Genomic DNA, 26,314 nt, shown 5'->3' with positions numbered 1-26,314 from the left:
CTTCCAATGACATTTCTTCGTGTGGTGGCAGCTGCACTGTTTTCGGCAGCTACAACCTCTGCCGTTCTGGCACAGGATCTCACGCTCACCTCGCATGACGGCAAGGTCGAAGTAACCGGAACCCTTCTGGGATTCGATGGTGAGTTCTACCGCGTTGATACCAAATTCGGAGAACTGACGGTCGACGGCTCCGGGGTCACGTGCGACGGGCCCGCCTGCCCTAACCTGACCGATTTCGTAGCAGAACTGAGGTTCTCTGGCTCGTCCGTCATGGCCGAGAAAGTTCTGCCCGCCTTGTTGATGGGCTTTGCAGAGCAACAGGGATTGTCAGCTAACCACCGTGCGCTTGACAGCACAGGTCTGGTTTATGAACTGCACCAAAACGGGCGCACGGCTCCTTTGGGGAGGTTCTACTTTGAGATCGGCAACACAAGTAGTGGTTTTTCTGATCTGATCGCGAACCAAGCCGACATCGCGATGGCCTTGCGCGAAATCCGCCCACAAGAGCAAGAGACTGCCGAAGTCGCCGGGTTGGGCGACCTGACCCATGCGCGCCGGTCACGGGTTGTTGCGCTGGATGCGTTGGTCCCCATCGTTGCGTCCGAAAACCCGGTGCCGTACATTTCTCTGTCCGATCTGGCGTTGGTTTTTTCAGGTGAGATCGATAACTGGTCCGCCCTGGGTGGCCCGGATGCGCCGATTTCTGTGCATCTGCCCGATACCGGGTCCGGGCTGGCGCAAGAGGTCGAAGATCGATTGCTGGCCCCCGCCAAGGCCAAGCTATCTGAATCCGTACTCCGACACACGCGCAGCAGCGATCTGGTCCGCGCTGTAGCTGATGACCCCTTTGCCATCGGTATCTCCAGTCAGGCAGAAGCCGATCTGGCCCGCGCGTTACCTCTAGCCGGTGGATGCGGTCACGCGCTAATGGCCAACCGTCAAACGATCAAAACCGAGGATTATCCGCTGACGTCGCCCATGTTCCTGTACCTGCCGGAACGTCGATTGCCCCGCATTGCCCGTCAGTTTCTGGCCTATACCCAAAGTGCCGAGGCGCAGATGGTGATCCGCGACGCGGGCTTTGTCGATCAGGCGCCCGAGACTCTGCCCATCGATCTTCAGGGAAACCGGTTTGCCAATGCCGTTGCCTCAGGTGCGTCGGAAGTCGGCTTGGAAGAGTTGCAGCGCATGGTCACCACATTGCGGCCTTTGGCCCGGCTGGCTCTTTCATTCCGGTTCGAGGCAGGGTCATCTCGCCCCGACGCACAATCCCGGTCAAATATCCAACACCTAGCGCAGCAGCTTGAGGCCGGAACGCTTGATGTGCGCAAACTGATCTTTGTGGGGTTCAGCGATGGCGACGGTGCCGCAACCGCCAATGCGCGAATTGCTCTGCTGCGCGCGAAAACGGTACGCAATGCAGTGCTGGCCGCAGTTGAAACCGCGATTCCAGACAGCATCGAACTGGAGGTTGATGGATTTGGCGAGGCCATGCCGATGGCCTGCGACGACACCGAGTGGGGCCGCAAGGTCAATCGCAGGGTCGAAGTCTGGGTGAAGTAACTCTCAAAGATAGCCTTGAGATCGAAAGCTCAGCTCATTCGATTTGCCGATGATCAGATGATCGTGCAGTGTCAGGCCGAGCGCCAGACAGGCGTCCTGAATCCGGTTGGTCATATCGATATCCGACTGAGAAGGGGTCGGGTCGCCTGACGGGTGGTTGTGCACCAGGATCAGAGCCGAAGCGTTCAGTTCCAGCGCCCGTTTTGCCACTTCACGTGGATAGACCGGCACGTGGTCCACAGTGCCTTTGGCCTGTTCCTCATCCGCGATCAGCACGTTCTTGCGATCCAGATAAAATACCCGGAACTGCTCGGTCTCGCGATGGGCCATGGTGGTGTGGCAATAGTCCAGCAGCGCGTCCCAACCTGAGATTACATGCCGCTGCATCACCCGCGCGCGGGCCATGCGGTGGGCGCAGGCCTCGAGTATTTTCAGATCGGTGATCACCGTATCTCCGACGCCCTTGATCTGGCGCAGCCGTTCCTCGGACGCAGTCAGAACCCGGTTAAAATCGCCGAACGTATCCATCAGCGCCCGCGCCAGTGGTTTCACGTCCTGCCGGGGTATGGACCGGAACAGGACCAACTCCAGCAGCTCGTAATCCGGCATCGCCGCCGAGCCACCGGACATGAACCTCTCGCGCAGTCGTTTGCGGTGATCCTTAATGTAAGACGGCAACCGCCCGGACGGCAGCGGCTGCACCGGGGCTTCATCGCTTTCAAAAAGCATCGGGGCTTCAGCAAAGGCGTCCTTGGTCATGCCAGCAGATTGGCGCAAAATCGGTTTCTGAAAGGTTAACGCGCCCGAGCTTTACTCAGCGCGGGGGAAAGATAAACAAGCATGCGACCGTTTTAGGCTGTCAACTATGTTGCTGCCTTTGGGAAACGTCTCATATTCGGCATGTTAATCGGCATCAGTACACGCAGAGCGAAAACTGTGATCAACTTCTTATGGTCTCGCGGTTTCTTTTCGGTCACGAGGTTGATGCCGCGACGAGGACGATCTCGCCGGACCAATCCGGATGTAATTCTTCAGCGGCCCGCCACGCGCGCAAACCCGTTGCGCAACAAAATACCAGTCTTTTCGCTTTGATCGACTCTGATTTCAGAGACTCCACTGTTGCACGTCGGGCATCGGGGTGGACGGGATCGGGAACCTCATCCGTGTTACGCAATTCGATGATCAGATCGTCTGCGGTCAGTTGGTTGGCCGAAACGAACGGGAAATACCGCATCGGTTCCGGGGCTTCGTCAAATCGGAACGTAGTGCTACGGAACGAGCACGCATCGACCTGCACCATTTGCCCCAGCGGTGAAGGTTGCAAGCCAAGGATCAGGTTCAGCGCCATCTGCGCCTGCAGCGCTCCGATGATCCCAACGACGGGGCCAAGCACCCCAGCCGTTGCACAGCTCGCGCCGCTATCAGGTGCATCCGGAAACACGGCCCGCAAGGACGGTGCGCCACCGCAAAAGCCACCGACATAACCCGAAAGCCCCAGCACGGATGCAGAAATCAGCGGCTTACCAAGCGCAAGACAGGTGTCTGACAGGATATAACTAGCCGAATAGCTGTCGGCGCAATCGATGACCAAGTCTGCCTGTTCGACAAATTGAATCGCATTTTCGTTTGTTAAAGCCTGTTTCTCTGCGATTACAGTGACCTCACGGTTCAAGTCCCGGCAACGATCCGCCGCGACCTCTACCTTCGGGCGTCCACAGTCCGCCTCAGAAAACAAAATCTGCCGGTGCAGATTCGACAGGGCGACCTCATCGCAGTCCAGGATGGTTAGCTGCCCCACCCCGGCCCCGGTTAGCAGCGGCAGTACCGGGGCCGCCAATCCTCCTGCGCCCACCACCAGAATGCGCGCGGCGGACAGGCGGGCCTGCCCCTCTGCCCCAACCTCAGGCAGGATCATCTGGCGGGCATAGCGGCTCATCGCATGACCTCGATCCATTGGCGCACCCGGGCCTCAGGATCCTCATTCAGTGTGATATCGGTGACGACCGAGACGGTATCCGCCCCCGCCTGCAACACACCCGGCGCGCGTTCTACACTCATCCCGCCGATCCCAACCAGGGGGATACCACCCACCCTCGCCTTCCATTCGGTGACACGGGGCAAGCCCTGCTGTTCCCATTTCATCTTTTTCAGGATCGTTGGATAGACCGGCCCCAGCGCCACATAGTCCGGGCCCATTGCAAGAACCCGCTCCAACTCATCATCGTCATGGGTCGAGACACCCAGTTTCAGTCCCGCCTTACGGATGGCTTTCAAATCGGCGTCATCCAGATCCTCTTGCCCGAGGTGAATCCAGTCGCACCCCAACTCAATCGCCTGTTGCCAATAGTCGTTGACCACGAGAACGGTGTTATGTTCCCGGCACAAGTCGCGTGACAAAGCAATCTGTTCGCGCACCACCGCGTCGGGCTGATCTTTGATCCGCAACTGCACAAGTTTCACGCCCAAGGGCAGCATTCGGCGCAGCCAGTCCGAATGGTCGAAGATCGGGTAAAACCGGTCGAGGGTCATGACAAGAACGCCTTTCCGATCACGGGGGTGGACGGTTCCGCCATATCGCGCGCCTCGATCGGATCGGCCTGATGGGCCAATTGTCCGGCCTCGATGGCGAGCTGCATGGCTCGGGCCATGGTGGCGGGGTCACCGGCCCGCGCTACAGCGGTGTTCAACAGAACCGCGTCATATCCCAACTCCATCGCCTGCGCGGCATGGCTGGGCAACCCAATTCCGGCATCGATCACCAAAGGCACGTCCCGGAATTCAGCTCGCATCGCGCGCAAGGCATATTCGTTGTTCAACCCCCGCCCCGAGCCAATCGGTGCGCCCCAAGGCATCAGCACCTCGCACCCAGCGGCCAACAGGCGTTCGCCCACGATCAGATCATCCGTGGTGTAGGGGAAAACCTGAAACCCATCCTCGGTCAGAATGCGCGCCGCCTCGACCAGTTGAAACACGTCCGGCTGCAGGCTGTCGGTATGGCCGATCAGCTCCAGCTTGATCCACTTTGTATCAAACACCTCCCGCGCCATGTGGGCAGTGGTTACAGCCTCTTTGACCGTGTGACACCCAGCCGTGTTCGGCAAAAGCAGCACGCCGAGGTCTCGGATCATCTGCCAAAAGGTCTGCCCAGCACCGGATTCACGCCGCAGCGACACCGTGGCCACCCCAGCGCCGCTGTCGCGAAACGCCTGCTCCAGGATCGCGGGGCTGGGATATTGCGCCGTTCCCAGCATCAGCGGGTTGGGCAAGCCGGTGCCATAAAAAACCTTCATCCTCAGCCCCCCTGCATCGGCGCGACGATTTCAATCCGGTCGCCTTCGGCCAGTTTGTGAGCAACGCGCAGGCCCGATGGCACGAAATCCTCGTTCACGGCCGTCGCCACCCGTCCCGAAAACTCGCATTCGGCCAGCAGGTCCGAGAGGGTTTCGGCACGCACCTCACGCGGTTCGCCATTAAGCACGATCTTCATCGACTATCTCCGAATGTTTGTTTTCCAGCGCCAGATCCGCCACGCCCTGCGCCAGCGCCGGGGCCAGCAGATAACCGTGGCGATAGAGGCCATTGGCATAGATTGTGTGCCCCAGCCGCCGAATACGCGGCAGATTGTCAGGAAAGGCCGGGCGCAGATCGACTCCGATCTCGAGCACCTCGGCCTCTCCAAACGCGGGGTTCAGCGTGTAAGCCGCGCTGAGCAGTTCCAGCATCGAGCGCGCGGTGATGCGGCTGCTATCCTCGCTTTCGATCATCGTCGCGCCCAGCATGTAAACACTGTCGCCGCGTGGCACGATGTAAAGCGGCATCCTTGGGTGCAGCAGACGCACGGGCCGCGTCAATGTCACGTCCGGGCAACGGATCACCAACATCTCACCCTTTACACCTCGCAGATCGTGCAGCACCTCACGGGCGTGCAAACCCCGGCAATCGATAGCATTTTCAAGACGCGATGGAGCGAGCTTAGGGTGGAATTCAGCACCATGATCCAACAGTTGCCTATGAAGGTCCCGCAAGGCTTGGCGTGGGTCCAGATGGGCTTCTTTCGTGAAATGGAGACCTTTGGTGAATCCGTGAAGATCAGGCTCTAATTCAGCGATATTGGATTGCTCGACTTCACTGTACCCCTCGGTCCGACGAGCAAATCGGCGCAGATCAGGCAAGTCGCGCGGATTGGCTACAACCAGCGTTCCTCGCTGTTCTACCCGAGTGCGCGCTGCCCACCAGTCCTGCGCAATCTGACCCAACCGCAAAACCGGCTCCTCGGCGTTTTCATACTCACACCACGGGGCCAGCATACCGCCCGCCCACCACGAACACCCATGCGGCCCCGGAGGGCCAGCGGGATCAAATACCTGAACCTTGGCCCCGCGCGAGACAAGCTCGCTCGCAACGGCCAAACCGGCCACGCCTGACCCTATGACCGACCAGACCGTCATGCGGACCAGACCCGGTGGAAGTGATGCACAGGTCCGTGACCCCGCCCGATCATCAGACCGTCCGCCAAGGCGATCGCCCCCTGCAGGTATTCATGCGCTTGCGCAACGGCGTTGGTCAGGCCGAGCCCCTGCGCCAGCCCCGCCGCAATCGACGACGACAAGGTGCACCCTGTGCCATGCGTGTTCCGTGTCTCGCGTCGGGGGGCGGTGTACTCGGCCACCAGGCCCGAGGCATCAACCAGCAGGTCGTGACAGACGTCCCCGCGTCCATGCCCCCCTTTCATCAAAACCGAACCTGCGCCCGACCAACACAAGGCCCGCCCCTGCGCGATCATCTGGTCAGGTGTCGCAGCTTCGGCATCACCCAACAGACAGGCGGCTTCAGGCAGGTTCGGGGTCAACAAGGTGGCGCGCGGTAGAAGGACGTCGCGCAAAGTCTGCACCGCGTCTTGCGCCAACAAAGCATCACCGGATTTGGCAACCATCACCGGGTCCAGCACCACGGGGCCTTCAAACCCGGTAATAGCCTCCGCAACCGTCTGTATGATTTCCGGCGTTGCCAGCATTCCGATCTTGATCGCGCCGACATCTAGATCGGTCAGAACCGCTTCGATCTGGGCAGAAACCACATCCAGCGGGATCCCATGCACCGCAGTCACGGCCCGGGTATTCTGAGCCGTCACCGCCGTGATCACGCTGGCGCCGTACACGCCCAAAGCGGACATTGCCTTGAGGTCGGCCTGTATCCCGGCCCCGCCGCCGCTGTCCGAGCCCGCAATAGTCAGGGCAATATGCGCCATATCGTTGCTCCATCATCAATGGGCAACGCAGCATGGAAAACGTCTGTGTATGTTAGACCGTTCCCTACGCCGGTATTGCCCGGATCAGGTTCGATGGGTTAGCGCATTCACGCCTCTCAGCCCCTTGATCGAGGCACCCCAACGGTTGGGCGGACAATCTCAGGGGTTGTCCGGGGAATCAAGGGCCAATTTTGGCGCAGGCTGTAGTCAATCTGGACTTATGAATTGAAAAAGCCGGCCACATTTGACCGGCTCTTCTTTGATAATCATGGGCGTAGGAATCTAGCCCTTCATACCGTCCCAAAACGACTTGACGGACGAGAAAAAGCTTTTGGATTCCGGATGGTTATCCTCACCCAAATCGTCGAATTCCCGCAGCAGTTCCTTTTGTCGGTTGGTCAGATTGACCGGGGTTTCCACAGCCAACTCAATGAACATGTCACCGACGCCACCACCGCGCAGAGCAGGCATACCCTTGCCGCGCAGGCGCATCTGGCGACCAGACTGGCTGCCTGCCGGTATCTGCACGCGGCCACGACCACCGTCGATGGTCGGAACTTCAATCGATCCGCCCAGCGCTGCCTTGGCCATGCTGACAGGCACACGGCAATACAGGTTCACGCTGTCACGTTCGAACAGCTTGTGGTCGGAAACTTCAACAAAGATATAGAGATCGCCCGGAGGGCCACCGCGCATCCCGGCTTCACCCTCGCCCGCCAAACGAATGCGAGTGCCGGTTTCAACACCGGCGGGGATGTTCACAGACAGGGCACGCTCTTTTTCAACACGGCCAGCACCGTTGCAGGACTTGCAGGGGTTCTTGATGATCTGACCCAGTCCCGAACAAGTCGGACAGGTGCGCTCAACGGTGAAGAAACCCTGTTGCGCGCGGACCTTGCCCATACCCGAACAGGTCGGGCACGTGGTCGGCTCCACGCCACCTTCGGCGCCTGTACCGTCACAGGCGGAACAGGCTACGGCCGCAGGAACACTGATGGTTTTTTGCAGGCCCGAGAAGGCTTCTTCCAAAGACACGCGCAGGTTATAGCGCAGATCGGACCCGCGCGCAGCGCGACGTCCGCCACCAGCACCACCGCGCTGGCCGCCCATGAAATCGCCGAACAAATCGTCGAACACGTCCGAGAATGCGCTGGAGAAATCGCCCTGCCCAAAGCCGCCACCGGGACGGCCGCCGCCGCCACCCATGCCGTTTTCAAAGGCAGCATGACCGAAGCGGTCATAAGCAGCCTTTTTATCGGCATCGCGCAGCACGTCGTAGGCTTCGTTCGCTTCCTTGAACTGCGCCTCGGCATCCGGGTTGTCTTTGTTGCGGTCGGGATGCAATTCCTTGGCCTTCTTGCGAAAGCCCTTCTTGATCTCGTCCGCCGATGCGCCCTTTGTAACACCGAGCACATCATAGTAGTCGCGTTTTGACATCAGTATTTCCTTCTGCCTCAACGTAATCGGGCCGGCCCGGCAACCGGACCGGCCCAAATTGGCCCGGTTACCCGTTACTTACGTTTGTCGTCGTCCAGATCTTCAAACTCGGCGTCGACAATATCGTCATCACCCGGCGCGGCATCGGCTGCAGCAGGCTCATCCTCGCCCTCTTCGGCTTGCGCCTTGTAGATGGCCTCACCCAGCTTCATGGCTGCTTCGGTGACGTTCTGGATGCCGGATTTGATCTTGTCGGCATTTTCGGTTTCCAGCTCGTCCTTCAGCGCGGCAATCGCCAGCTCGATGGCTTCGATGGTGGTCGGGTCGACCTTGTCGGCATGCTCTTCCATCGACTTCTCGGTCGAATGGATGAGGCTTTCCGCCTGGTTCTTGGCGTCGACCAGCTCGCGGCGTTCCTTGTCGGCTTCCGCGTTCTCTTCGGCGTCTTTGACCATCTTGTCGATGTCCTCGTCGGACAGACCGCCCGAAGCTTGAATGGTGATCTTCTGCTCTTTGCCGGTGCCTTTGTCCTTGGCCGAAACCGAGACAATGCCGTTGGCGTCGATGTCAAAAGTCACCTCGATCTGAGGCATACCGCGCGGTGCAGGCGGGATATTTTCGAGGTTGAACTGGCCCAGGATCTTGTTGTCCGCGGCCATTTCCCGCTCACCCTGGAACACGCGGATGGTTACGGCGTTCTGGTTGTCTTCGGCGGTCGAGAAAACCTGAGACTTTTTGGTCGGGATCGTGGTGTTGCGGTCGATCAGGCGGGTAAACACGCCACCCAGCGTTTCGATGCCCAGCGACAGCGGGGTCACATCCAGCAGAACCACATCTTTGACGTCGCCCTGCAGAACACCGGCCTGAATGGCAGCGCCCATGGCAACAACTTCGTCCGGGTTCACACCTTTGTGGGGCTCTTTTCCGAAGAACTTGGTGACCTCTTCGATCACTTTCGGCATCCGGGTCATACCACCAACCAGAACAACCTCATCCACGTCGCCAGCCGACAGGCCGGCGTCTTTCAGAGCAGCGGCACAGGGCTTCATTGACTTTTTGATCAGATCACCAACCAGCGATTCCAGCTTGGCACGGGTCAGTTTCATGACCATGTGCAGCGGCTGACCGTTCGAACCCATCGAGATGAACGGCTGGTTGATTTCGGTCTGCGAGGTCGAGGACAGCTCGATCTTGGCTTTTTCAGCGGCTTCTTTCAAACGCTGCAGGGCCATCTTGTCGGCAGACAGATCGACACCGTGTTCCTTTTTGAACTCATCTGCCAGGTAGTTGACGATGCGCATGTCAAAGTCTTCACCACCCAGGAAGGTGTCACCATTGGTCGATTTGACCTCGAACAGGCCGTCGTCGATTTCCAGGATGGTCACGTCGAAGGTACCACCACCAAGGTCATAAACCGCGATGGTTTGGGTCTCTTCTTTATCCAGACCATAGGCCAGAGCAGCCGCTGTCGGTTCGTTGATGATCCGCAGCACTTCCAGACCGGCGATTTTGCCGGCGTCTTTGGTAGCCTGACGCTGTGCGTCGTTAAAGTATGCCGGAACGGTGATAACCGCCTGCGTGACTTCCTCACCCAGATAGCTTTCCGCGGTTTCCTTCATCTTGCCCAGAGTGAAGGCCGAGATCTGGCTTGGAGAGTATTTTTCACCGCGAGCTTCAACCCACGCGTCGCCATTGCCGCCATCAACGATGGCGTACGGCACCATTTTCTTGTCTTTTTCGACTTCTGCATCATCCACGCGACGCCCGATCAGACGCTTGACGCCAAAGATCGTGTTGTCGGGGTTGGTGACCGCCTGACGTTTTGCAGGCTGACCGACCAGTCGCTCATCTTCGGTGAAGGCGACGATCGAGGGCGTGGTCCGCGCCCCTTCGGCGTTTTCGATGACCTTCGGCTGCGAGCCGTCCATGATAGCCACACACGAGTTGGTGGTTCCGAGGTCAATCCCGATTACTTTTCCCATATGTTCAATCCCTTTCTCTTCAAGGCGATGTCCGAGGTCCGAACCCGTTATGGCACCCGGCCCCGATCTGATATGCGCAACAGCCCTACACCATCGCGCGTCCCGGCGTATATAAGGGCGGGATGAATGGCCTGCAAGCGGTGTAAATCGCAGGTTTTTGGGAATCTGTGACCTTTTTTGGCAAGGTTTTGGCAAGGATTGGGGAATCTTGGATGACGCGGCTGCTCTTGCGCGGTTTTGATATCAGAAAAGCCTGTCTGAATACTCAGACACAGACGCAGTTGATCGAACTGCTGCGCCCGATTCTGAAATCTGCCCCTTTATTCCGGCCGGTCACACCTTCGGGCAAGGAAATGTCCGTACGCATGACTTCGGCCGGATCGTTGGGCTGGGTGACGGACAAGGCGGGTTACAGGTACCAGCCACAACACCCCAAAGGCGCGGATTGGCCCGAGATCCCCGATCCGATCCTCGATATCTGGCGGGCATTGGCCAGCCCCGACCGCGACCCCGATTGCTGCCTGATCAACTACTACGGCGAAGGGGCCCGGATGGGGTTGCATCAAGACAAGGACGAGGCCGATTTTTCCTGGCCGGTTCTGTCAATCTCATTGGGCGATGATGCCCTGTTTCGCATCGGCAACCAGACTCGTGGCGGCAAAACCGAGTCGATCTGGCTGAACTCCGGCGATGTGGTAATCATGGGCGGACCTGCCCGATTGACCTATCACGGGATTGATCGCATCCGCTTCGGGTCTTCGAAACTTCTGCCCAAGGGTGGCCGGATCAACCTGACCCTGCGGGTGGCAGGTTAACGGCGCGCACTCCAGCTTTTTGAGACGTGTTGCCGCGTGAAGAATATCCCCAACAAACCGATCAGCAGCAGTGCCAACCCCACCCAAAGCGGGTATTCCCAATTGGTGTTACGGGGATAGTAATTGCGAAAAACAAACCCCCGGCACTGGTCGATAATATGAAACAGTGGATTCCACGCAAACATGGCCAGCATTGCACCGCCCAACGCGTTTGCCACAAACATTTTTCCCGAGAAGATCATGTTCAGTCGGCGGTAGATGGTTTTTAGTATCGAGGAAACAGTTGGCAACCAAGGCGTTAGGGCCATTAGGACAACACCAATGGAACATCCTGTAAACCAAGCCAGCATCAACATCGCAAAAGCACCGCCGGGATGCTGAATCTCAATCGGAGAAACCGCAACGCTGTAAACGAACAGAATGATGAGGATCGCCACCAACTGCGTGTAGAGCGTGCCGAATGCGGTCGCCAGCAATTCAACCATCATGTTCATCGGCGAATGCAGCATCATCGGGTTGTTTCCAGTGCTGACACCCGCCACCGAACTGACAGATTTGACATGCGTCAGAAACAGAAATACGCCGGACAGCAGGTACAACACAAAATCCCCTCGGATTTTGGCAATGCGTGGACCCATGAAGGACATGATCGTGTAAAACACCGCGACCAGAACCAGAATCTGTAAAATGCTAACCAGAATGGCCAGCACCGCATTGCTGTGCTGAGAGCGCACGTTGCGCACAACGGCATGGAAAATGAGTTCGGCCGTTGTAAACGCGCCGCCCAATAACGATTGGTTTCGCTTGAAATAATACACCCGAAGCGTCTTTCCCGTGGTTTCGCCTGCAATCTGGCACGAATTTCTTGCCGTTCCGTAACCGGCACATCATAAGGTCGTCAGGATATTCGATCAACAATTCACAAGAACGGAGCATTTTTGTGACCTATGACGCCCTCATTCCCGTTATCCGACGTTTGGCCCTGGAAGCGGGCGACAAGATCATGGAAACTTACGAGGCGGACGATTTCGACGTTAAAGTAAAATCCGACTCCAGCCCTGTGACCGAAGCAGATGAAGCCGCCGATGCCCTGATCTCGGCCGGTCTGCGCGAGGCATTTCCCGACATTCTACTGGTAACCGAGGAACAGGCCGCCTCGCACTCTGAAAAGGGCGACACGTTCCTGATCGTCGATCCGCTGGACGGCACAAAAGAGTTCATCAACCGCCGCGGCGATTTCACTGTGAATATCGCGCTGGTGGAAAACGGCGTTCCGACCCGTGGCGTAGTGTACGCTCCTGCGAAGGGGCGGATGTTTTACACGCAAGCGGACGGTCAATCCGTCGAAGAAACCGGCGCGCTGGATAAGGAAATGGCTGGCGACACGACACAGATTGCAGTGTCTAAACCCGACAATTCGGCACTTTTGATCGTGGCGTCGAAATCGCACCGGGACCAAGCGACTGAGGACTACATCAACAAATATCAGGTGCAGGACAGCAAAAGCGCGGGCTCGTCGCTGAAATTCTGTCTGGTCGCCACCGGTGAAGCGGACCTGTATCCTCGCGTCGGTCGCACGATGGAATGGGACACCGCCGCAGGTCACGCCGTTCTGGCGGGCGCTGGCGGGCAGGTTGTTCGTTTTGATGACCATACGCCGCTGACATATGGCAAAGATGAATATGCAAACCCGTTCTTCATTGCCTATGCTCCGGGTGTTGAGCTGAAGGAGGCCTGATGTCCGTTCTGATCGCCATTCCCGCCCGGTACGCCTCGACCCGCTATCCGGGCAAACCGCTGGTGCCGCTGACCGGTGCCAGCGGCAACGCGATGACCTTGATCGAGCGGTCCTGGCGCGCCGCCTGTTCGGTTTCGGGCGTGGACAAGGTGGTTGTCGCCACCGATGATGACCGCATCCGAGAAGTGGCCGAAGGCTTCGGGGCCGAAGTGGTGATGACCTCGGAAACCTGCGGCAACGGCACAGAACGCTGTGCCGAGGCGCATGAGGTGCTGGGCGCGGGATATGACATTGTGGTGAATCTGCAAGGTGACGCGCCGCTGACCCCGCACTGGTTTGTCGAAAATCTGATTGCCGGTCTGCGCGCCGCGCCTGAGGCAGGCGTCGCCACGCCAGTTCTGCGCTGCGATGGCGATGCTTTGAACAGCCTGTTGAACGACCGCAAGAACGGGCGCGTAGGTGGCACCACAGCAGTCTTCGCCGCGGATCACAGCGCCATGTATTTCTCGAAAGAGGTCGTCCCCTACACCGCCGAAACCTATGGCGGAGACGACGCGACCCCGGTCTTCCACCATGTGGGTGTCTACGCTTACCGCCCCGATGCGCTGGCCGCCTATCCCACTTGGCCCACTGGTCCGCTGGAGCAGCTGGAAGGGCTGGAGCAGCTGCGCTTTATGGAGAACGGTCGCAAGGTTCTGTGCGTCGAGGTCGAAGCCAAAGGCCGCCAGTTCTGGGAGTTGAACAACCCGCAGGACGTCCCAAAGCTGGAAGAGATGATGATGGCGATGGGGTTGGATTGATATCCCAGCCCCGCGCGACTTGCCTGCCCCCCGACACGGTGATGCCCTCCATTTTAAGCTGGAAGAATAGATGACCAACATTCTTGTAACTGGCGGGGCCGGGTATATCGGTTCTCATGCCTGTAAGGCTCTGGCGCAGGCGGGTTATACGCCGGTGACCTATGACAACCTGATCACTGGCTGGCAGGATGCGGTGAAATTCGGCCCTTTTGAACAGGGCGACCTTCTGGACCGCGCCCGACTGGATGAGGTCTTTGCCAAATACAAACCCGCCGCGGTAATGCATTTCGCCGCCCTCAGCCAAGTGGGTGAGGCGATGTCGGAACCCGGTAAATACTGGACCAACAACGTCACCGGTTCGCTGTCCCTGATCGAAGCCGCCGTCGCCGCCGGGTGCCTGAACTTCGTGTTCTCATCTACCTGCGCCACCTATGGCGAGCATGACAATGTGGTGCTTGACGAAGACACGCCGCAGGAACCGCTGAACGCTTATGGCGCTTCGAAACGCGCGATCGAGGATATCCTGCGCGATTTTCAGGCGGCACACGAGTTGAACCACGTCATCTTCCGCTATTTCAACGTCGCCGGAGCCGACCCAGAGGGCGAGGTCGGCGAATTCCACCGCCCCGAGACCCATCTGGTGCCGCTGATGCTGGACGCGATCGACGGCAAGCGCGACGGTCTGACCGTGTTCGGTACCGATTACGACACGCCGGATGGTACGTGCATCCGAGACTATGTGCATGTGTGCGATCTGGTTGATGCCCATGTGCTGGGTCTGAACTGGTTGGAGCAGGGCAAGGGCAGCCGCGTGTTCAACCTGGGCACCGGCTCGGGCTTTTCGGTGATGGAGGTGATTGGCCATTCCAAAACGGTCACCAACCGCGAAGTACCCTATTCCATCGGCCCGCGCCGCGCCGGGGATTGCACCAAGCTGGTCTCGGGTTCAGTCCGCGCCGGGGACGAGTTGGGCTGGACCCCAAAAAGATCAACGTTAGAGACTATGATTGGCGATGCCTGGCGCTGGCACCAGAACGGCAATTACGAGAAGTGATCGCCAGGTGACGCATCCCGCAACCGATCCTCTTCCCCCCATCGGATGGGTGCAGCACTACCGGTTGCGGCTGAAACGTCGGCGGTTGCTCTGGCGATCCTTTCGCAGCCGCCACCAACTGACTTGTCTAAACGACAGGACTGCGCAGATCAGGCCCGGTGCCATTCTGGCCTTCACCACGCTGCGCAATGAAATCACCCGCCTGCTCTGGTTCTTCCGCCATTACCGCGCGCTGGGTGTCGATCACTTTCTGATCGTGGATAACGGCAGCGATGACGGCTCGGTCGATTTCCTGCGTGATCAGCCGGATGTGTCGCTGTGGCAGACCCCTGCCAGCTATCGGGGCGCGCGCTATGGGCTGGATTGGTTGACGTGGCTGCAAATGCGCTATGGGCACGGTCACTGGACCCTGATGGTCGACGCTGATGAGCTGCTTATCTATCCTGATCACGACAGCAAACCCCTGCAGGACCTGACCGCTGAGCTGGACCAACAAGGCCGCGCAGGTTTTGGCGCGCTAATGCTGGACCTCTATCCCAAAGGGCCGCTGGGCACGCAAAACTATGACCCGGAAACCGACCCGACCGAGGTTCTGGACTGGTTCGATCCAGGCTCCTACCGGGCACAGCGGCAAAACCCGCTGGGCAACCTGTGGGTTCAAGGCGGTGCGCGCGAGCGCATGTTCTTTGCCGACAGACCCCGCCATTCGCCGACGCTGAACAAGATTCCTCTGGTCCGGTGGTCGCGACGATATGCCTTTGTGAACTCGTGCCATTCTGCCCTACCCCGGCACCTCAATGCCGCCTATGACGGACCAGATGGCAACGCCCCTGCAGGGGTGTTGCTGCACACGAAATTCCTGCCCGAAGTGGTGGGCAAGTCAAAGTCCGAGAAAGCACGGCGCCAGCATTTCCACGATCCGGACCAGTTTGCGTCATATTATGATGCAATCGCGGACCGCCCCGACATGTGGACGCCCCGGTCGGTTCGCTATCAGGGTTGGGCCCAGCTGCAAAAATTGGGCCTTATGGGGAAAGTTTGCTGAAAAGCTGCATATGTGACTAACGACTTTTAAAGACGTTGCCTTGAAAGTTGTAACGGTGGCATAAAACGTCAATTGCCCGGCACCACTCTGGACCATCCAGCCCTGGGCAAGCTCGCGTAACAAAAAAGGGCAGAGCGCACGCGTGAGCCTGTTGGCTTCATACCGGATGAGATTGCGGCGCAAGCGCCGCCTTGCGCGTTGTCTGCGAAAGCGGCGGCAGCTGAAACCGATGTCCGACAGGACCGCCAACATCCGACGCAACGACGTGTTGTTGATGAGTGTGCTGCGGAACGAAAAAATCCGTCTGCCTTATTTTCTGGAATACTACCGCAAGCTTGGCGTTGACCATTTCCTTTTCATCGACAATGACAGCGATGACGGATCGCGCGAGTATCTGGCCAGCCAGCCCGACGCCTCGGTCTGGCACGCGCGGGCCAGCTACAAACGGGCCTCTTTCGGGCTAGACTGGTCGAATTACCTTTTGCGCAAATACGCGCATGGACACTGGGTTCTGACCGTCGATCCCGATGAGTTCTTCATCTACCCGTTCTGCGACACCCGCCCGATCCGTGCCCTGACCGATTGGTTGGATGGCTGCGCGGTGCGCAGCTTTGGGACCATGCTGATCGACATGTACCCGCAGGGACCTTTGGACGCGGAACCCTATCGCGAAGGCCAGGACCCGTTTCAGATCGCTCGCTGGTTCGATTCCGGCAATTACATGATCACGAAGAACCCCGATTACGGGAACCTCTGGATTCAGGGCGGCCCGCGCGCACGGGTGTTTTTCCGCGACGCCCCCTCGAAGGCACCGGCTCTGAACAAGATCCCTCTGGTTAAATGGGACCGGCGTTATGTCTATGTCAGCTCAACCCATTCGCTGCTGCCGCGCGGGCTGAATCAGGTCTATGACGAATGGGGCGGCGAAAAAACCAGCGGTGCGTTGCTGCATGCCAAGCTGATCAGCACATTGGGTGAAAAAGCCGCCGAAGAGATGCAGCGCCGCGAACACTATCGCCGTTCGGGCGAGTACCGCGCCTATACCGAAGGGCTGGGTGAAAAGCCGGTGTTCTGGTGTGACCGATCCGAGAAATTCATCAACTGGCGGCAGCTTGAGATTCTGGGCCTGATGTCAAAGGGAAACTGGGCATGAGTCGCTTGGGCGTAGCCATGCTGGTTCACACGGCTCTGGACCGAGCCGAGCAGGTGGCACGCCACTGGACGAAGTCGGGCTGCCCGGTGGTGATCCACGTGGATCGCAAGGTACCCGCCCATGAGTTTTCCGAATTCGTCACTGCTTGCGCGGACAACCCGCTAATCCGGTTCTCAGAGCGTCACACCTGCGACTGGGGCGGGTGGGGCATTGTCGCGGCCTCGCAATCCGCAGCCGAAATGATGCTGAACACCTATCCTGATGTGCATCATGTCTACCTGTCTTCGGGCGCGTGCCTGCCGTTGCGACCGGTGGGGGAACTAGTCGAATACCTCGCGGATCGACCCCGCGTCGATTTCATCGAAAGCGCCACGACGGCCGATGTAAGCTGGACCATCGGGGGGCTGGATAAGGAACGATTCACCCTGCGGTTTCCATTCTCCTGGCGAAAGAACCGCAAACTGTTCGACGCCTATGTGAAACTGCAGCGCGCCACGGGCATGCGCCGCAAGATCCCTGATGGTTTGGTGCCCCATATGGGCAGCCAGTGGTGGTGTCTGACGCGCCAGACCCTGTCAGCCATTCTGCAGGACCCCAAACGCCGGACGTATGATCGTTATTTCCGGCGGGTCTGGATTCCGGATGAAAGCTACTTCCAGACGCTTGCTCGGTTGTATTCCACCCACATCGAAAGTCGGTCGCTAACTCTGTCCAAATTCGACTATCAGGGGCGACCGCACGTTTTCTATGACGACCATTTGCAACTGCTGCGCCGATCCGATTGCTTCGTAGCCCGGAAAATCTGGCCGCATGCGGATCGGCTCTATCAATCCTTCCTGACGGATCAGAACAACGCCATGCGTCCGGCCGAACCCAACCCCGGCAAGATCGACCGATTGTTTTCCAAAGCGGTTGAACGTCGCACCCGCGGGCGCGACGGTCTATATATGCAAAGCCGCTTTCCCCGACATGGCAGCGAGAACGGGCTGACATCCTATCCCTATTCGGTTTTTCAGGGCTTTACCGAATTGTTTGAAGAGTTCGCGCCCTGGCTGGCAAAGACCACCGGAGCACGGGTGCATGGGCATCTGTTTGGTCCCACACACGCCGAATTTGCTGGGGGAGAAACAATCACCAACGGAGCCCTCAGCGATTGCGCCGTTTTGCGGGATTATAATCCGACTGCTTTTGTCTCGAATCTGATCTGGAACACACGAGGCGAGCGGCAGTGCTTTCAATTCGGCCCCGAAGACTCCCAACAGATCAACTGGTTCCTGGCGCGCGACAAGAACGCGCAAATCTCAGTTATTACCGGCGCTTGGGCGATATCACTGTTTCGGTCCAACAAAAACTTCACCGACATCCGTAACGAGGCTGCCCGCCTGCAACAGATCGAAACCAAACAGCTTGAGGTCTTAAATTCGGTCTGGACCAAGGCTCGGGTGCGCACCTGGTCTCTGGCCGAGTTCGTAGAATCTCCGATGGAGCCTCTGCAGACCGTGGTCGACGAAATCGGATCCAACAGATCCAGCCATCTGACCGAAGCGCCGGTGATGGTTGATCTTTCGGGATTTGGAAAATTCCTGCAAAACCTGAAAAACCAGGGCATGCATCCTTACTTGATGGGTGATTTTCCCGCCGACGATGTGTTTGGCGCAAGCGTCAGGCCGTACAAGAAACCGTATCTGGTGCAATAGCCTGTGATGACTTCTGATTTTGACTATTTCATCATTCTCGGCGCCATGCGCACCGGGTCCAACCTGTTGGAATTCAACCTGAACGCGCTGGATGGCGTCACCTGCCATGGTGAGGCGTTTAACCCCCATTTCATCGGCCGCCTCAAATCCGAAAGCTTGCTGGACGTAACGCTAGAAGAACGTGACAACGACCCCATGAAGCTGGTTAAGGCGATCAAATCCGCCCCGGGGACACTCAACGGATTTCGGTTCTTTCAGGGCCACGATCTCCGTGTGTTAGAGCCTGTTTTGAGCGATCCACGCTGCGCCAAGATTATTCTGACGCGCAACCCGTTAGACAGCTACGTCTCATTGAAAATTGCACGAGAAACCAAGCAATGGCAGTTGAAGAACGTCAAACGCCGACGCGAAGCGCGGATCGAGTTTGATGCGCAGGAATTCCAGAATTACCTCGATCAGCAGCAAGACTTTCAACAGCTGCTTCTCAACGCGCTTCAGACCACGGGGCAGACGGCATATTATATTGCTTATGACGATCTGACAAACCTGGATGTATTAAACGGCCTTGCAACATGGCTGGGGGTAAAATCCCGGCTTTCTTCGATCGACAATACGATCAAGCCGCAGAATCCCGAACCTGTCCTGTCTAAAATAACAAATCCCGAAGAGGCAGATCAGGCGCTGGCCAGTGTTGACAGTTTCAACCTGCATCGCACACCAAACTTCGAGCCCCGGCGCGGGCCTGCCGTTGCCACCTACATCGCGGCCCCGGACACGTCTTTAATGTATCTACCGGTGCGCAGCGGTATTGAAGGAGCGATAACGCAATGGTTGGCTGACTTGGATGACATTGACCAACGTGAATTGATCACCAGTCAGAACAGAAAACAAACGCGGCAGTGGCGGCAAGCCCATCCAGGGCATCGTAAATTCACTGTGCTGCGTCACCCTCTGGCGCGGGCGCATTCTGCCTTTTGTTCGTATATCCTCAGCACTGAACCCGGCGCCTATCTGAAAATCCGAAGTATGTTGCGCAATCGTTTCAAGGTTCCGATCCCTGGCCAGCTGCGCAAGGACAATTACCCTGCAGACCAGCATTATGAGGCATTTTCGGCCTTCCTTTCCTTTCTGCGCCAGAACCTTGCCGGGCAGACACCGATACGCGTGGACGGTGTGTGGTGCAGTCAATCTCAGGTGCTGGAAGGAATGGCTTCTTTCGCACTGCCCGACCTGATCCTGCGTGAAGACGAGATTGCAGTGGCTCTACCCAATCTTGCGCGCCGCTTGGGGCATGACAACCCGCCAATTCCCGGCCTCAGCGCACCGGATTCACCATTCACTCTGACAGAGATATACGATGATAAGCTTGAGGCGCTGGCGACGGAAGCCTACCAGCGTGACTATATACAGTTTGGGTTTGAGGGGTGGAAGCCGCTTACGGGCGCAGAGTGATCAGCGTGCCCTTGTTCACCATCGCATAGATCTCTTCGATCTCGTCATTCTTGACTGCGATACAGCCCGCGGTCCAATCCGCCGTCTTCTTGGCACGTTTCCGTTCCGACCGCTTTTTGGGTTGGCCGTGAATGAAAATGTCGCCGCCCGGATCAACGCCTGCTGCCTTGGCTTGCGCGATGTCCTCCGAGTTCGGATAGGAAATCCCCAGCGACAGGTGATACCGACTGTTGGGGTTACGGCGGTCAATCAGATAGCTTCCCTCGGGGGTACGACCATCGCCGCGCTTGGTCTTGGTGCCATTTGGCGCAAAGCCAAGATCAACATTGTATTCCTTTAGGATGCTTTCATTGTGCAGAAGGTACATCTTCCGCGCGCCCTTGTTGATGACCAAAGAGGTCACCTGAGGGCCATCATAAGTCAAAAATCGCGGGCCGGCTGATGCACAGGCCGAAAGGCCCAGCGTTGCCATAGCGCCCAATCCAAATGCTCGACGATCCATGTTTCACTGCCTGCTCGTTTTTTTCAGCATTATGCCAGAAATTGGAAAAACTGAAATCACTTTTTGCTGTTTGATTGCTCGGTCAGGCGACGTTCGATGCTTTCCAGTCGCTCCAGCACCTCATCGCGATAAGCGTCGGTTTTTACTTCGTCCTCTGCATGGTGCGCATCCTGCATCGAGTTCACAATCAAACCGACCAACAGGTTCACCACTGCGAATGTGGTGACCATGATGAAGGGCACGAAGAACAACCAGGCGTAGGGGTACACCTCCATCACCGGACGCACGATTCCCATGGACCAGCTTTCCAGCGTCATGATCTGGAACAGCGTATAGGCCGACAGGCCCAGATCGCCGAACCAATCGGGGAAAGAGGTCGAAAACAGCTTGGTCGAGATCACCGCGCCAATATAGAACAAGATCGCCATCAGCAGGAACACGCTGGCCATGCCCGGCAAGGCCGAAATGAACCCCTCCACCACCCGGCGCAGACGCGGCGCGACCGAGATGACGCGCAGGACCCGCAGGATTCGCAGCGCACGCAGAACCGACAGGCCACCTGCACTGGGGACCAAGGCGATTCCGACGACGATGAAGTCGAAGACGTTCCAACCGTTTGTGAAGAATCGCCGCCCGGTCGCTATCAATTTCATCGTGATCTCAGCCACGAAGATTGTCAGACAGATACTGTCCAGCGTCACGATCAGAGGGCCTGCGGCCTCCATCAGGGTGGGCGAAGTCTCCATCCCCAGAAGGATGGCGTTGAAAATGATGACCCCTGTGATGAACCGGCCAAAGGTGGGATTTTCAATGATGCCCAGCAGGCGTTGATTGAATCCCATTGTGACTTTCTCCTGTGTGCTCATACTGCAGACCCCAAGACAAACCGCGCGGCAATTTCGGTGTGTGATGACCACCGAAATTGATCCACCACCTGTACCCATTCAAGGGTGTAGCCTGTGTTAACCAGCGTTTTTGCATCCCGCGCAAAGGTGACCGGGTTGCATGAGACATAGGCGATCACCGGGCGCTGCGCCTGCGCCAGTTCGACCACCTGCGCCTCGGCCCCTGCGCGGGGCGGGTCGATGACGACAGCGTCAAACGGTTTCAGTTCATCAGGCATCAGCGGGCGGCGGAAGAGATCGCGCGCCTCGGTTGTGACGCGTTTCAAACCCTGCGCGCGACGCCAGCCCTGATCCAGAGCGTCGGTCATCGCGACCTCACCTTCGACCGCGTGAACCTCGGCGGTTTCGGCAAGGGGCAATGAGAACGTACCGCTGCCCGCAAACAGATCAACAACACGCTTTGCACCCTGTGTGGCTTGCAGAATCGCCTGTAATAGAGCCTGTTCTCCATCTTTCGTCGACTGTAGAAACGCGCCCGGCGGCGGCACAACCCCGGCCAAGCCAAACCGCTGCACCGGAGGCTGGCGCATGGCGATCACCTCACCATCCCAACTGAGCCGGGCCAGACAATGTTTCTCGGTCGCTTGCGCCAACGCCAGCTCCAATGGTCCGTCAAGCGGCTTGCCGCCTTTGACTGCCACATCCAGCCCACCTTCGGACAGGGTCAGCGTCACCGCCAGCACGCCCTTGCGGCTGCCACCCAGAACAGCCAGCGCTTCGGCCACCGGAATGGCGGCGATCAGGGCCGGGTCCAGCAAATGGCAGTCGGGAATTTCAGTGATCGTGTCGGACGCTCGCCCATGAAACCCGGCCAGCGTGCCCTTTTTTGTCCGCCGCACCGCAATAGTCGCCCGGCGGCGCGAGCGTTCGGGTGAGGTGTGAATGGGCCGCATCGGGGCATCGAGCCCCTGCGCGGCCAGCGCGTTGCGCACCACCGCGACCTTCCAATCGGCCACGAAATCGTCTGCGGCATGTTGCAGCTGACACCCACCGCAGGCCTTGTAGTGCCGACACGGTGCCTTGACCCGCTGGTCCGAGGGCACCTCGACCCGGATATCGGTCAGTAACTGGCCAACCAAGGTGCCGCTGACCACCTCACCCGGCAAGGTGCGAGGTGCGTAAACGGGACCATCAGCGATGCCGTCGCCCTGATGGCCCAGGCGGTTTATGGTGAACTGCTGCGTCATGGAGGGCCTGATACCGGGGCTTTGCGCACAACAAAACCCCCGAGAGCGTTATTCCGCCGCTTCTGCCTGAATGAACCCGCCCGACTGACGGTGCCAGAACCGGGCATAGAGCCCGCCCTGCTCCAACAGCGCGCTATGGGTGCCGGTTTCAACGATGCGCCCCTCATCCAACACGATGATCCGATCCATCTCGCTGAGCGTGGACAGCCGGTGCGCAATCGCCAACACAGTCTTGCCCTGCATAACCCGATGCAGCGCCGTTTGAATTGACGCCTCGACCTCGGAGTCCAATGCAGAGGTCGCCTCATCCAGCACCAAAATCGGCGCGTCTTTCAGAATGGCGCGGGCCAGAGCAATCCGCTGCCGCTGTCCGCCGCTGAGTTTCACACCGCGCTCACCCAGATGCGCGTAATAGCCCCTGCGACCGTGGGCATCTTGCAGACTGAGAATGAATTCGTGTGCCTCGGCCTTTTTGGCGGCGGCGACCATTTCGTCCTCGGACGCATCGGGACGACCGTAAAGGATATTCTCACGCGCCGAGCGATTGAACATCGCAGTTTCCTGCGTGACCATGCCGATCTGCCCGCGCAAACTGTCTTGCGTTACCCCACTGACATCCTGCCCGTCGATACGAATGGCGCCTTTTTCCCCGTCATAAAGCCGGAGCAGCAGCGAAACCAAGGTCGATTTCCCGGCCCCCGAGGCGCCGACAATACCCAGCTTTTCCCCCGGATGCACCGTCATGGTCACATCAGATACACCGCCCACATCGCGGCCATAAGCAAAGCTGACATGGTCGAAATCAATCTGGCCTGTCGTCACTTTCAGCGCGGTGGCGTCCCTCGCATCCTCAACGCGGTCGCGCTTGACCAACGTTTTCATACCGTTTTCGATCTCACCCACATTGGCATACAATCCCATGAGCGTGAAACTGACCCAGCCGGTCATCTGCGATACCCGGATCGAGATCGCACCTGCCGCCACGATATCCCCCGCCGTCGCGATGCCGTTGCGCCACAGCAGCAATGTCGCGCCGATCAGCAGAACCGGCAGAACCCCGGCCAGCACCATCAGGATAAAGCGGAAGGTGGCAGAGAGTTTTCCGAAGGCCAGCATCTTTTCCCGCAGATCGACCATAGAGGTACGCGCGGCCTGATCCTCGAACGCGGAATGGGCGAACAGTTTGACGGTTTTGATGTTGGTGATGGTATCAACCACCTGCCCCGATACCATCGCCCGCGCCCCGGCCCGTGCCGACGACCGCACGCGAATACGCGGCAGATACCAGCGGATCAGCAGGAAATAGACCGCCAGCCAACCGGCGAAAGGCAGGATCACCAGCGGGTGAATAGACCCTAACAAAAGGAAAGAGCCTGCAAGCGAAGCCAATGCAAAGACAATCGCGCTGATCGTTTCGGACACCACCGAAGCCATTGCGTTCGAGGTCTGCATCTGCTTCTGCGCGATCCGCCCCGCGAAATCATCATCGAAATAGGTGACCGACTGTCCCAGCGTCCAGCGGTTCAGCTTGGCCAGAACCAAGGGAGGAATGTTGGGCATAACGACGTAGTTGTTCGAAAACGCCGAAAACCCAAAGAATACGGGGCGCAGCAGCATGAAGAACGCCGCGACGCCAAGGATCGTCCACAGATTGCTGCCAGTCAGGATGTTCTCGGGCCCGCTCTCGGTCGCCAGATCGATCACCAGACCCAGCATCCAGGCGGTTCCAGCCTCCATCGCGCCCGCCGTGGCCGAGAAAAAGGCCGCTACAAAGATCATCGGCCAGGCCCCTGACAGGCACCAGCGAATAAACGCCCCCAGCGTTTGCGGCGGGGGCGTTTCGGTGTTCTTGAACGGATCGATCAGGTCGGCAACCTTCATTCCGCAGCCTCCGGGTTCAGGAAGCCTCCAGATTGCCGCGCCCAGAACTGGGCGTAAAGGCCGCCATGCGCCAACAGTTCGGAATGCCCGCCCTGTTCCACAATCCGACCGCCATCCATCACCAGAATGCGGTCCATCTGGGCAATGGTGCTCAGCCGATGGGCAATGGCAATCACGGTTTTACCTTGCATCATGCCGTAGAGGGTTTCCTGAATCGAGGCTTCGACCTCGGAATCTAGGGCGGATGTTGCCTCATCCAACAGCAGGATCGGTGCGTCCTTTAGGATCACCCGCGCAAGCGTCACCCGCTGCCGCTGACCGCCGGACAGCTTCACGCCCCGCTCACCCACATGCGCGTCATAGCCGGTGCGCCCCTGCGGGTCCTGCAGGTCAAGGATGAACTCATGCGCCTCGGCCTGTTTGGCGGCGGCGATCATCTGTTCCTCGGTGGCCTCAGGGCGGCCATAGAGGATGTTGTCGCGGACCGAGCGGTGCAGCAAAGCGCTGTCCTGCTGCACCATGCCGATTTTGCTGCGCAGACTGTCCTGCGTGACGCCTGCGATGTTCTGGTCGTCGATCAGGATCGCCCCCTGTTCTACGTCATAAAACCGCAATAGCAGCTTAACTAGAGTCGATTTCCCGGCACCGGACCGCCCAATCAGGCCGATTTTCTCACCCGGGTGGATGGTCAGGTTGATGTGATCCAAACCGCCGGTCTTGCGCCCATAGTGGTGCGACAGACCGCGAATGTCGATCTGGCCATTGGTCAGGTGCAAGGGCTTGGCCGCAGGCTTGTCCAACAGGTCGATGGGTTGGGCAATGGTCTCCATCCCCTCGGCCACGACACCAAGCTGGCGGAAGAAGCTGGTCAACGCCCACATGATCCACCCGGTCATCGCGTTCAACCGCAGGGTCAGGGCGGTTGCCGCCGCGACCACACCGACCGAGGCACTACCCTGCATCCACAGGGCAATGGCCCAGCCGACAACGCCGACGATCAGCAAGCCGTTCAGCGTGACCAGAACCGCGTCCATGATGGTGAAGATCCGCATTTCGATCTGAAAAGTCCGCCGGGTTTCCTCGATGGCTTCGCGGGCATAATCCAGTTCTTGCTCGTCATGGGCGAACATCTTGACCGAATGGATGTTGGTGTAGCTGTCCACGACTCGACCCGTGACGGCTGAACGCGCGTCCGAAGCCGCCTGTGACGCCGGGCCCACCCGGGCCACCGTCCAGCGCACCAACAAACCGTAAAGCACCAACCATATCAGCAGTGGCAACAGCAGGCGCGGATCAGCGGCCATCAACAGGATCGCCGCCCCGATCAGGTAAGCGATCGAAAAGGAAATGGCGTCAAACACCTGAAACACGGCCTCACCCGCAGCGGGCGGTGTTTGCATGATCCGGTTTGCGATGCGGCCGGCAAAATCGTTTTCAAACCACCCCACCGATTGCCGCAACACGTGTTTATGCGCGCGCCAGCGGATCAAAGTGCCAAAGTTCGGCAGGATCGTGTTGTTCAGCAGCAGCACATCGACCACATGCAACATCGGGCGCAGCAGCAGCACAAACACCGCCATCAGGATCAGTTCGGTGCCGTGGGCTTGCCAAACCTCTGCAGGCGGCCCGGACAACAGGTCAACAACGCGACCCATGTAATAGATTAACCCGATCTCAACAGCGGCAACAATAACCGAGATCAGCGCGGCCCAGAAGAACACCTGCTTAAACGGTTGGGAATAGTCCAGCATGAAAGGCCACAGCCGGGTGGGCGGCGTGTCGGTTTCTTCATAGGCAACAAAAGGGTCAACGAGGTTTTCGAAATAGCGAAACATGGAGGGTGCTCCGATTGAGC

General features: G+C 58.5%; 24 protein-coding genes and 1 riboswitch. Of the genes, 9 read left to right on the top strand and 15 right to left on the bottom strand.

Going from position 1 to position 26,314, the window contains the following annotated elements:
• Positions 1 to 6 precede the first annotated feature (6 nt).
• The gene (locus tag ACR0ER_RS13995; RefSeq protein ID WP_480769469.1) at positions 7 to 1,563 is read left to right on the top strand and encodes a phosphate ABC transporter substrate-binding/OmpA family protein; all 1,557 of its coding nucleotides are present in this window, start codon (positions 7 to 9) and stop codon (positions 1,561 to 1,563) included.
• 3 nt (positions 1,564 to 1,566) lie between these two features.
• On the opposite strand, the gene radC is transcribed toward ACR0ER_RS13995, so the two are convergent.
• The 9 genes from radC to dnaK all read right to left on the bottom strand — a co-directional run bounded on the left by radC (position 1,567) and on the right by dnaK (position 10,230).
• Positions 1,567 to 2,322 carry a RadC family protein gene (gene radC / locus ACR0ER_RS13990; RefSeq protein WP_480769514.1) on the bottom strand — a complete coding sequence of 252 codons (756 nt, stop codon included), beginning with the start codon at positions 2,320 to 2,322 and terminating at the stop codon, positions 1,567 to 1,569.
• 214 nt (positions 2,323 to 2,536) lie between these two features.
• Complete coding sequence (locus ACR0ER_RS13985; RefSeq protein ID WP_480769513.1) at positions 2,537 to 3,499, bottom strand: HesA/MoeB/ThiF family protein; 963 nt, start codon at positions 3,497 to 3,499, stop codon at positions 2,537 to 2,539.
• Complete coding sequence (locus ACR0ER_RS13980) at positions 3,496 to 4,092, bottom strand: thiamine phosphate synthase (protein WP_480769468.1); 597 nt, start codon at positions 4,090 to 4,092, stop codon at positions 3,496 to 3,498. The genes ACR0ER_RS13985 and ACR0ER_RS13980 overlap by 4 nt, the downstream gene beginning before the upstream one ends.
• A complete protein-coding gene (locus ACR0ER_RS13975; RefSeq protein WP_480769467.1) occupies positions 4,089 to 4,853 on the bottom strand; it encodes a thiazole synthase in 765 nt (254 codons plus the stop codon). Before ACR0ER_RS13975 ends, ACR0ER_RS13980 begins: the two co-directional genes overlap by 4 nt.
• A gap of 2 nt (positions 4,854 to 4,855) precedes the next feature.
• Positions 4,856 to 5,050, bottom strand: a complete 195-nt coding sequence (gene thiS, locus ACR0ER_RS13970) for a sulfur carrier protein ThiS (RefSeq protein WP_480769466.1) — start codon at positions 5,048 to 5,050, stop codon at positions 4,856 to 4,858.
• Positions 5,034 to 6,011: an FAD-dependent oxidoreductase gene (locus ACR0ER_RS13965; RefSeq protein ID WP_480769465.1), complete on the bottom strand. Its 978-nt coding sequence runs from the start codon at positions 6,009 to 6,011 to the stop codon at positions 5,034 to 5,036. Before ACR0ER_RS13965 ends, thiS begins: the two co-directional genes overlap by 17 nt.
• The gene (thiD, locus tag ACR0ER_RS13960) at positions 6,008 to 6,811 is read right to left on the bottom strand and encodes a bifunctional hydroxymethylpyrimidine kinase/phosphomethylpyrimidine kinase (RefSeq protein WP_480769464.1); all 804 of its coding nucleotides are present in this window, start codon (positions 6,809 to 6,811) and stop codon (positions 6,008 to 6,010) included. The genes ACR0ER_RS13965 and thiD overlap by 4 nt, the downstream gene beginning before the upstream one ends.
• Positions 6,812 to 6,855: 44 nt before the next feature.
• A riboswitch (TPP riboswitch) is annotated at positions 6,856 to 6,962 on the bottom strand.
• Between the two features lie 131 nt (positions 6,963 to 7,093).
• Complete coding sequence (gene dnaJ, locus ACR0ER_RS13955; RefSeq protein WP_480769463.1) at positions 7,094 to 8,248, bottom strand: molecular chaperone DnaJ; 1,155 nt, start codon at positions 8,246 to 8,248, stop codon at positions 7,094 to 7,096.
• A 74-nt stretch (positions 8,249 to 8,322) separates the two neighbouring features.
• The gene (gene dnaK, locus ACR0ER_RS13950; protein ID WP_480769462.1) at positions 8,323 to 10,230 is read right to left on the bottom strand and encodes a molecular chaperone DnaK; all 1,908 of its coding nucleotides are present in this window, start codon (positions 10,228 to 10,230) and stop codon (positions 8,323 to 8,325) included.
• 212 nt (positions 10,231 to 10,442) lie between these two features.
• Between dnaK and ACR0ER_RS13945 the strand changes: the two genes are divergently transcribed.
• Positions 10,443 to 11,045, top strand: a complete 603-nt coding sequence (locus ACR0ER_RS13945; protein ID WP_480769461.1) for an alpha-ketoglutarate-dependent dioxygenase AlkB family protein — start codon at positions 10,443 to 10,445, stop codon at positions 11,043 to 11,045.
• Here ACR0ER_RS13945 and ACR0ER_RS13940 read toward each other — a convergent pair.
• The gene (locus tag ACR0ER_RS13940; protein ID WP_480769460.1) at positions 11,042 to 11,863 is read right to left on the bottom strand and encodes an ABC transporter permease; all 822 of its coding nucleotides are present in this window, start codon (positions 11,861 to 11,863) and stop codon (positions 11,042 to 11,044) included. The two genes, ACR0ER_RS13945 and ACR0ER_RS13940, sit on opposite strands and share 4 nt — an antisense overlap.
• A 122-nt stretch (positions 11,864 to 11,985) precedes the next feature.
• On the opposite strand from ACR0ER_RS13940, the gene cysQ reads away from it, so the two are divergent.
• From cysQ to ACR0ER_RS13905, 7 genes are all read left to right on the top strand, one after another.
• Positions 11,986 to 12,783 (top strand): 3'(2'),5'-bisphosphate nucleotidase CysQ, encoded by a 798-nt coding sequence (gene cysQ, locus ACR0ER_RS13935; protein ID WP_170334235.1) that lies wholly within the window; start codon positions 11,986 to 11,988, stop codon positions 12,781 to 12,783.
• On the top strand, positions 12,783 to 13,583 hold the full coding sequence (locus tag ACR0ER_RS13930; protein WP_480769459.1) for a 3-deoxy-manno-octulosonate cytidylyltransferase: 801 nt from the start codon (positions 12,783 to 12,785) through the stop codon (positions 13,581 to 13,583). The genes cysQ and ACR0ER_RS13930 overlap by 1 nt, the downstream gene beginning before the upstream one ends.
• Before the next feature lie 70 nt (positions 13,584 to 13,653).
• The gene (gene galE, locus ACR0ER_RS13925) at positions 13,654 to 14,637 is read left to right on the top strand and encodes a UDP-glucose 4-epimerase GalE (protein WP_480769458.1); all 984 of its coding nucleotides are present in this window, start codon (positions 13,654 to 13,656) and stop codon (positions 14,635 to 14,637) included.
• Between the two features lie 7 nt (positions 14,638 to 14,644).
• On the top strand, positions 14,645 to 15,682 hold the full coding sequence (locus ACR0ER_RS13920; RefSeq protein ID WP_480769457.1) for a glycosyltransferase family 2 protein: 1,038 nt from the start codon (positions 14,645 to 14,647) through the stop codon (positions 15,680 to 15,682).
• Between the two features lie 166 nt (positions 15,683 to 15,848).
• Positions 15,849 to 16,835, top strand: coding sequence for a glycosyltransferase family 2 protein (locus ACR0ER_RS13915; protein ID WP_480769512.1), 987 nt, complete (start codon positions 15,849 to 15,851; stop codon positions 16,833 to 16,835).
• Positions 16,832 to 18,532 (top strand): DUF5927 domain-containing protein, encoded by a 1,701-nt coding sequence (locus ACR0ER_RS13910; protein WP_480769456.1) that lies wholly within the window; start codon positions 16,832 to 16,834, stop codon positions 18,530 to 18,532. Before ACR0ER_RS13915 ends, ACR0ER_RS13910 begins: the two co-directional genes overlap by 4 nt.
• A gap of 6 nt (positions 18,533 to 18,538) precedes the next feature.
• Positions 18,539 to 19,984 carry a nodulation protein NodH gene (locus tag ACR0ER_RS13905; protein WP_480769455.1) on the top strand — a complete coding sequence of 482 codons (1,446 nt, stop codon included), beginning with the start codon at positions 18,539 to 18,541 and terminating at the stop codon, positions 19,982 to 19,984.
• Here ACR0ER_RS13905 and ACR0ER_RS13900 read toward each other — a convergent pair.
• From ACR0ER_RS13900 to ACR0ER_RS13880, 5 genes are read right to left on the bottom strand one after another with little or no spacing between them, the layout of a single operon-like run.
• A complete protein-coding gene (locus ACR0ER_RS13900; RefSeq protein WP_480769454.1) occupies positions 19,968 to 20,486 on the bottom strand; it encodes a L,D-transpeptidase family protein in 519 nt (172 codons plus the stop codon). The two genes, ACR0ER_RS13905 and ACR0ER_RS13900, sit on opposite strands and share 17 nt — an antisense overlap.
• Before the next feature lie 56 nt (positions 20,487 to 20,542).
• The gene (locus ACR0ER_RS13895; protein WP_170334247.1) at positions 20,543 to 21,328 is read right to left on the bottom strand and encodes an ion transporter; all 786 of its coding nucleotides are present in this window, start codon (positions 21,326 to 21,328) and stop codon (positions 20,543 to 20,545) included.
• A 20-nt stretch (positions 21,329 to 21,348) separates the two neighbouring features.
• Positions 21,349 to 22,578: a class I SAM-dependent RNA methyltransferase gene (locus tag ACR0ER_RS13890; protein ID WP_480769453.1), complete on the bottom strand. Its 1,230-nt coding sequence runs from the start codon at positions 22,576 to 22,578 to the stop codon at positions 21,349 to 21,351.
• Positions 22,579 to 22,626: 48 nt separating this feature from the next.
• On the bottom strand, positions 22,627 to 24,459 hold the full coding sequence (locus ACR0ER_RS13885; protein WP_480769452.1) for an ABC transporter ATP-binding protein: 1,833 nt from the start codon (positions 24,457 to 24,459) through the stop codon (positions 22,627 to 22,629).
• Positions 24,456 to 26,294, bottom strand: a complete 1,839-nt coding sequence (locus ACR0ER_RS13880) for an ABC transporter ATP-binding protein (RefSeq protein WP_480769451.1) — start codon at positions 26,292 to 26,294, stop codon at positions 24,456 to 24,458. The genes ACR0ER_RS13885 and ACR0ER_RS13880 overlap by 4 nt, the downstream gene beginning before the upstream one ends.
• Between the last annotated feature and the right edge of the window lie 20 nt (positions 26,295 to 26,314).

It is taken from the genome of Ruegeria sp. CH8, from assembly GCF_056536985.1.
Note: the sequence above shows the minus strand (reverse complement) of the source record. Positions and strands in the feature narration are given on the sequence as shown.

Excerpts from the sequence above, each read along its gene's own strand:
- ACR0ER_RS13995 (WP_480769469.1), top strand. The coding sequence starts at position 7 with ATGACATTTCTTCGTGTGGTGGCAGCTGCACTGTTTTCGGCAGCTACA.
- radC (WP_480769514.1), bottom strand. The coding sequence starts at position 2,322 with ATGACCAAGGACGCCTTTGCTGAAGCCCCGATGCTTTTTGAAAGCGAT.
- ACR0ER_RS13985 (WP_480769513.1), bottom strand. The coding sequence starts at position 3,499 with ATGAGCCGCTATGCCCGCCAGATGATCCTGCCTGAGGTTGGGGCAGAG.
- ACR0ER_RS13980 (WP_480769468.1), bottom strand. The coding sequence starts at position 4,092 with ATGACCCTCGACCGGTTTTACCCGATCTTCGACCATTCGGACTGGCTG.
- ACR0ER_RS13975 (WP_480769467.1), bottom strand. The coding sequence starts at position 4,853 with ATGAAGGTTTTTTATGGCACCGGCTTGCCCAACCCGCTGATGCTGGGA.
- thiS (WP_480769466.1), bottom strand. The coding sequence starts at position 5,050 with ATGAAGATCGTGCTTAATGGCGAACCGCGTGAGGTGCGTGCCGAAACC.
- ACR0ER_RS13965 (WP_480769465.1), bottom strand. The coding sequence starts at position 6,011 with ATGACGGTCTGGTCGGTCATAGGGTCAGGCGTGGCCGGTTTGGCCGTT.
- thiD (WP_480769464.1), bottom strand. The coding sequence starts at position 6,811 with ATGGCGCATATTGCCCTGACTATTGCGGGCTCGGACAGCGGCGGCGGG.
- dnaJ (WP_480769463.1), bottom strand. The coding sequence starts at position 8,248 with ATGTCAAAACGCGACTACTATGATGTGCTCGGTGTTACAAAGGGCGCA.
- dnaK (WP_480769462.1), bottom strand. The coding sequence starts at position 10,230 with ATGGGAAAAGTAATCGGGATTGACCTCGGAACCACCAACTCGTGTGTG.
- ACR0ER_RS13945 (WP_480769461.1), top strand. The coding sequence starts at position 10,443 with ATGACGCGGCTGCTCTTGCGCGGTTTTGATATCAGAAAAGCCTGTCTG.
- ACR0ER_RS13930 (WP_480769459.1), top strand. The coding sequence starts at position 12,783 with ATGTCCGTTCTGATCGCCATTCCCGCCCGGTACGCCTCGACCCGCTAT.
- galE (WP_480769458.1), top strand. The coding sequence starts at position 13,654 with ATGACCAACATTCTTGTAACTGGCGGGGCCGGGTATATCGGTTCTCAT.
- ACR0ER_RS13915 (WP_480769512.1), top strand. The coding sequence starts at position 15,849 with ATGAGATTGCGGCGCAAGCGCCGCCTTGCGCGTTGTCTGCGAAAGCGG.
- ACR0ER_RS13910 (WP_480769456.1), top strand. The coding sequence starts at position 16,832 with ATGAGTCGCTTGGGCGTAGCCATGCTGGTTCACACGGCTCTGGACCGA.
- ACR0ER_RS13905 (WP_480769455.1), top strand. The coding sequence starts at position 18,539 with ATGACTTCTGATTTTGACTATTTCATCATTCTCGGCGCCATGCGCACC.
- ACR0ER_RS13900 (WP_480769454.1), bottom strand. The coding sequence starts at position 20,486 with ATGGATCGTCGAGCATTTGGATTGGGCGCTATGGCAACGCTGGGCCTT.
- ACR0ER_RS13895 (WP_170334247.1), bottom strand. The coding sequence starts at position 21,328 with ATGGGATTCAATCAACGCCTGCTGGGCATCATTGAAAATCCCACCTTT.
- ACR0ER_RS13890 (WP_480769453.1), bottom strand. The coding sequence starts at position 22,578 with ATGACGCAGCAGTTCACCATAAACCGCCTGGGCCATCAGGGCGACGGC.
- ACR0ER_RS13885 (WP_480769452.1), bottom strand. The coding sequence starts at position 24,459 with ATGAAGGTTGCCGACCTGATCGATCCGTTCAAGAACACCGAAACGCCC.
- ACR0ER_RS13880 (WP_480769451.1), bottom strand. The coding sequence starts at position 26,294 with ATGTTTCGCTATTTCGAAAACCTCGTTGACCCTTTTGTTGCCTATGAA.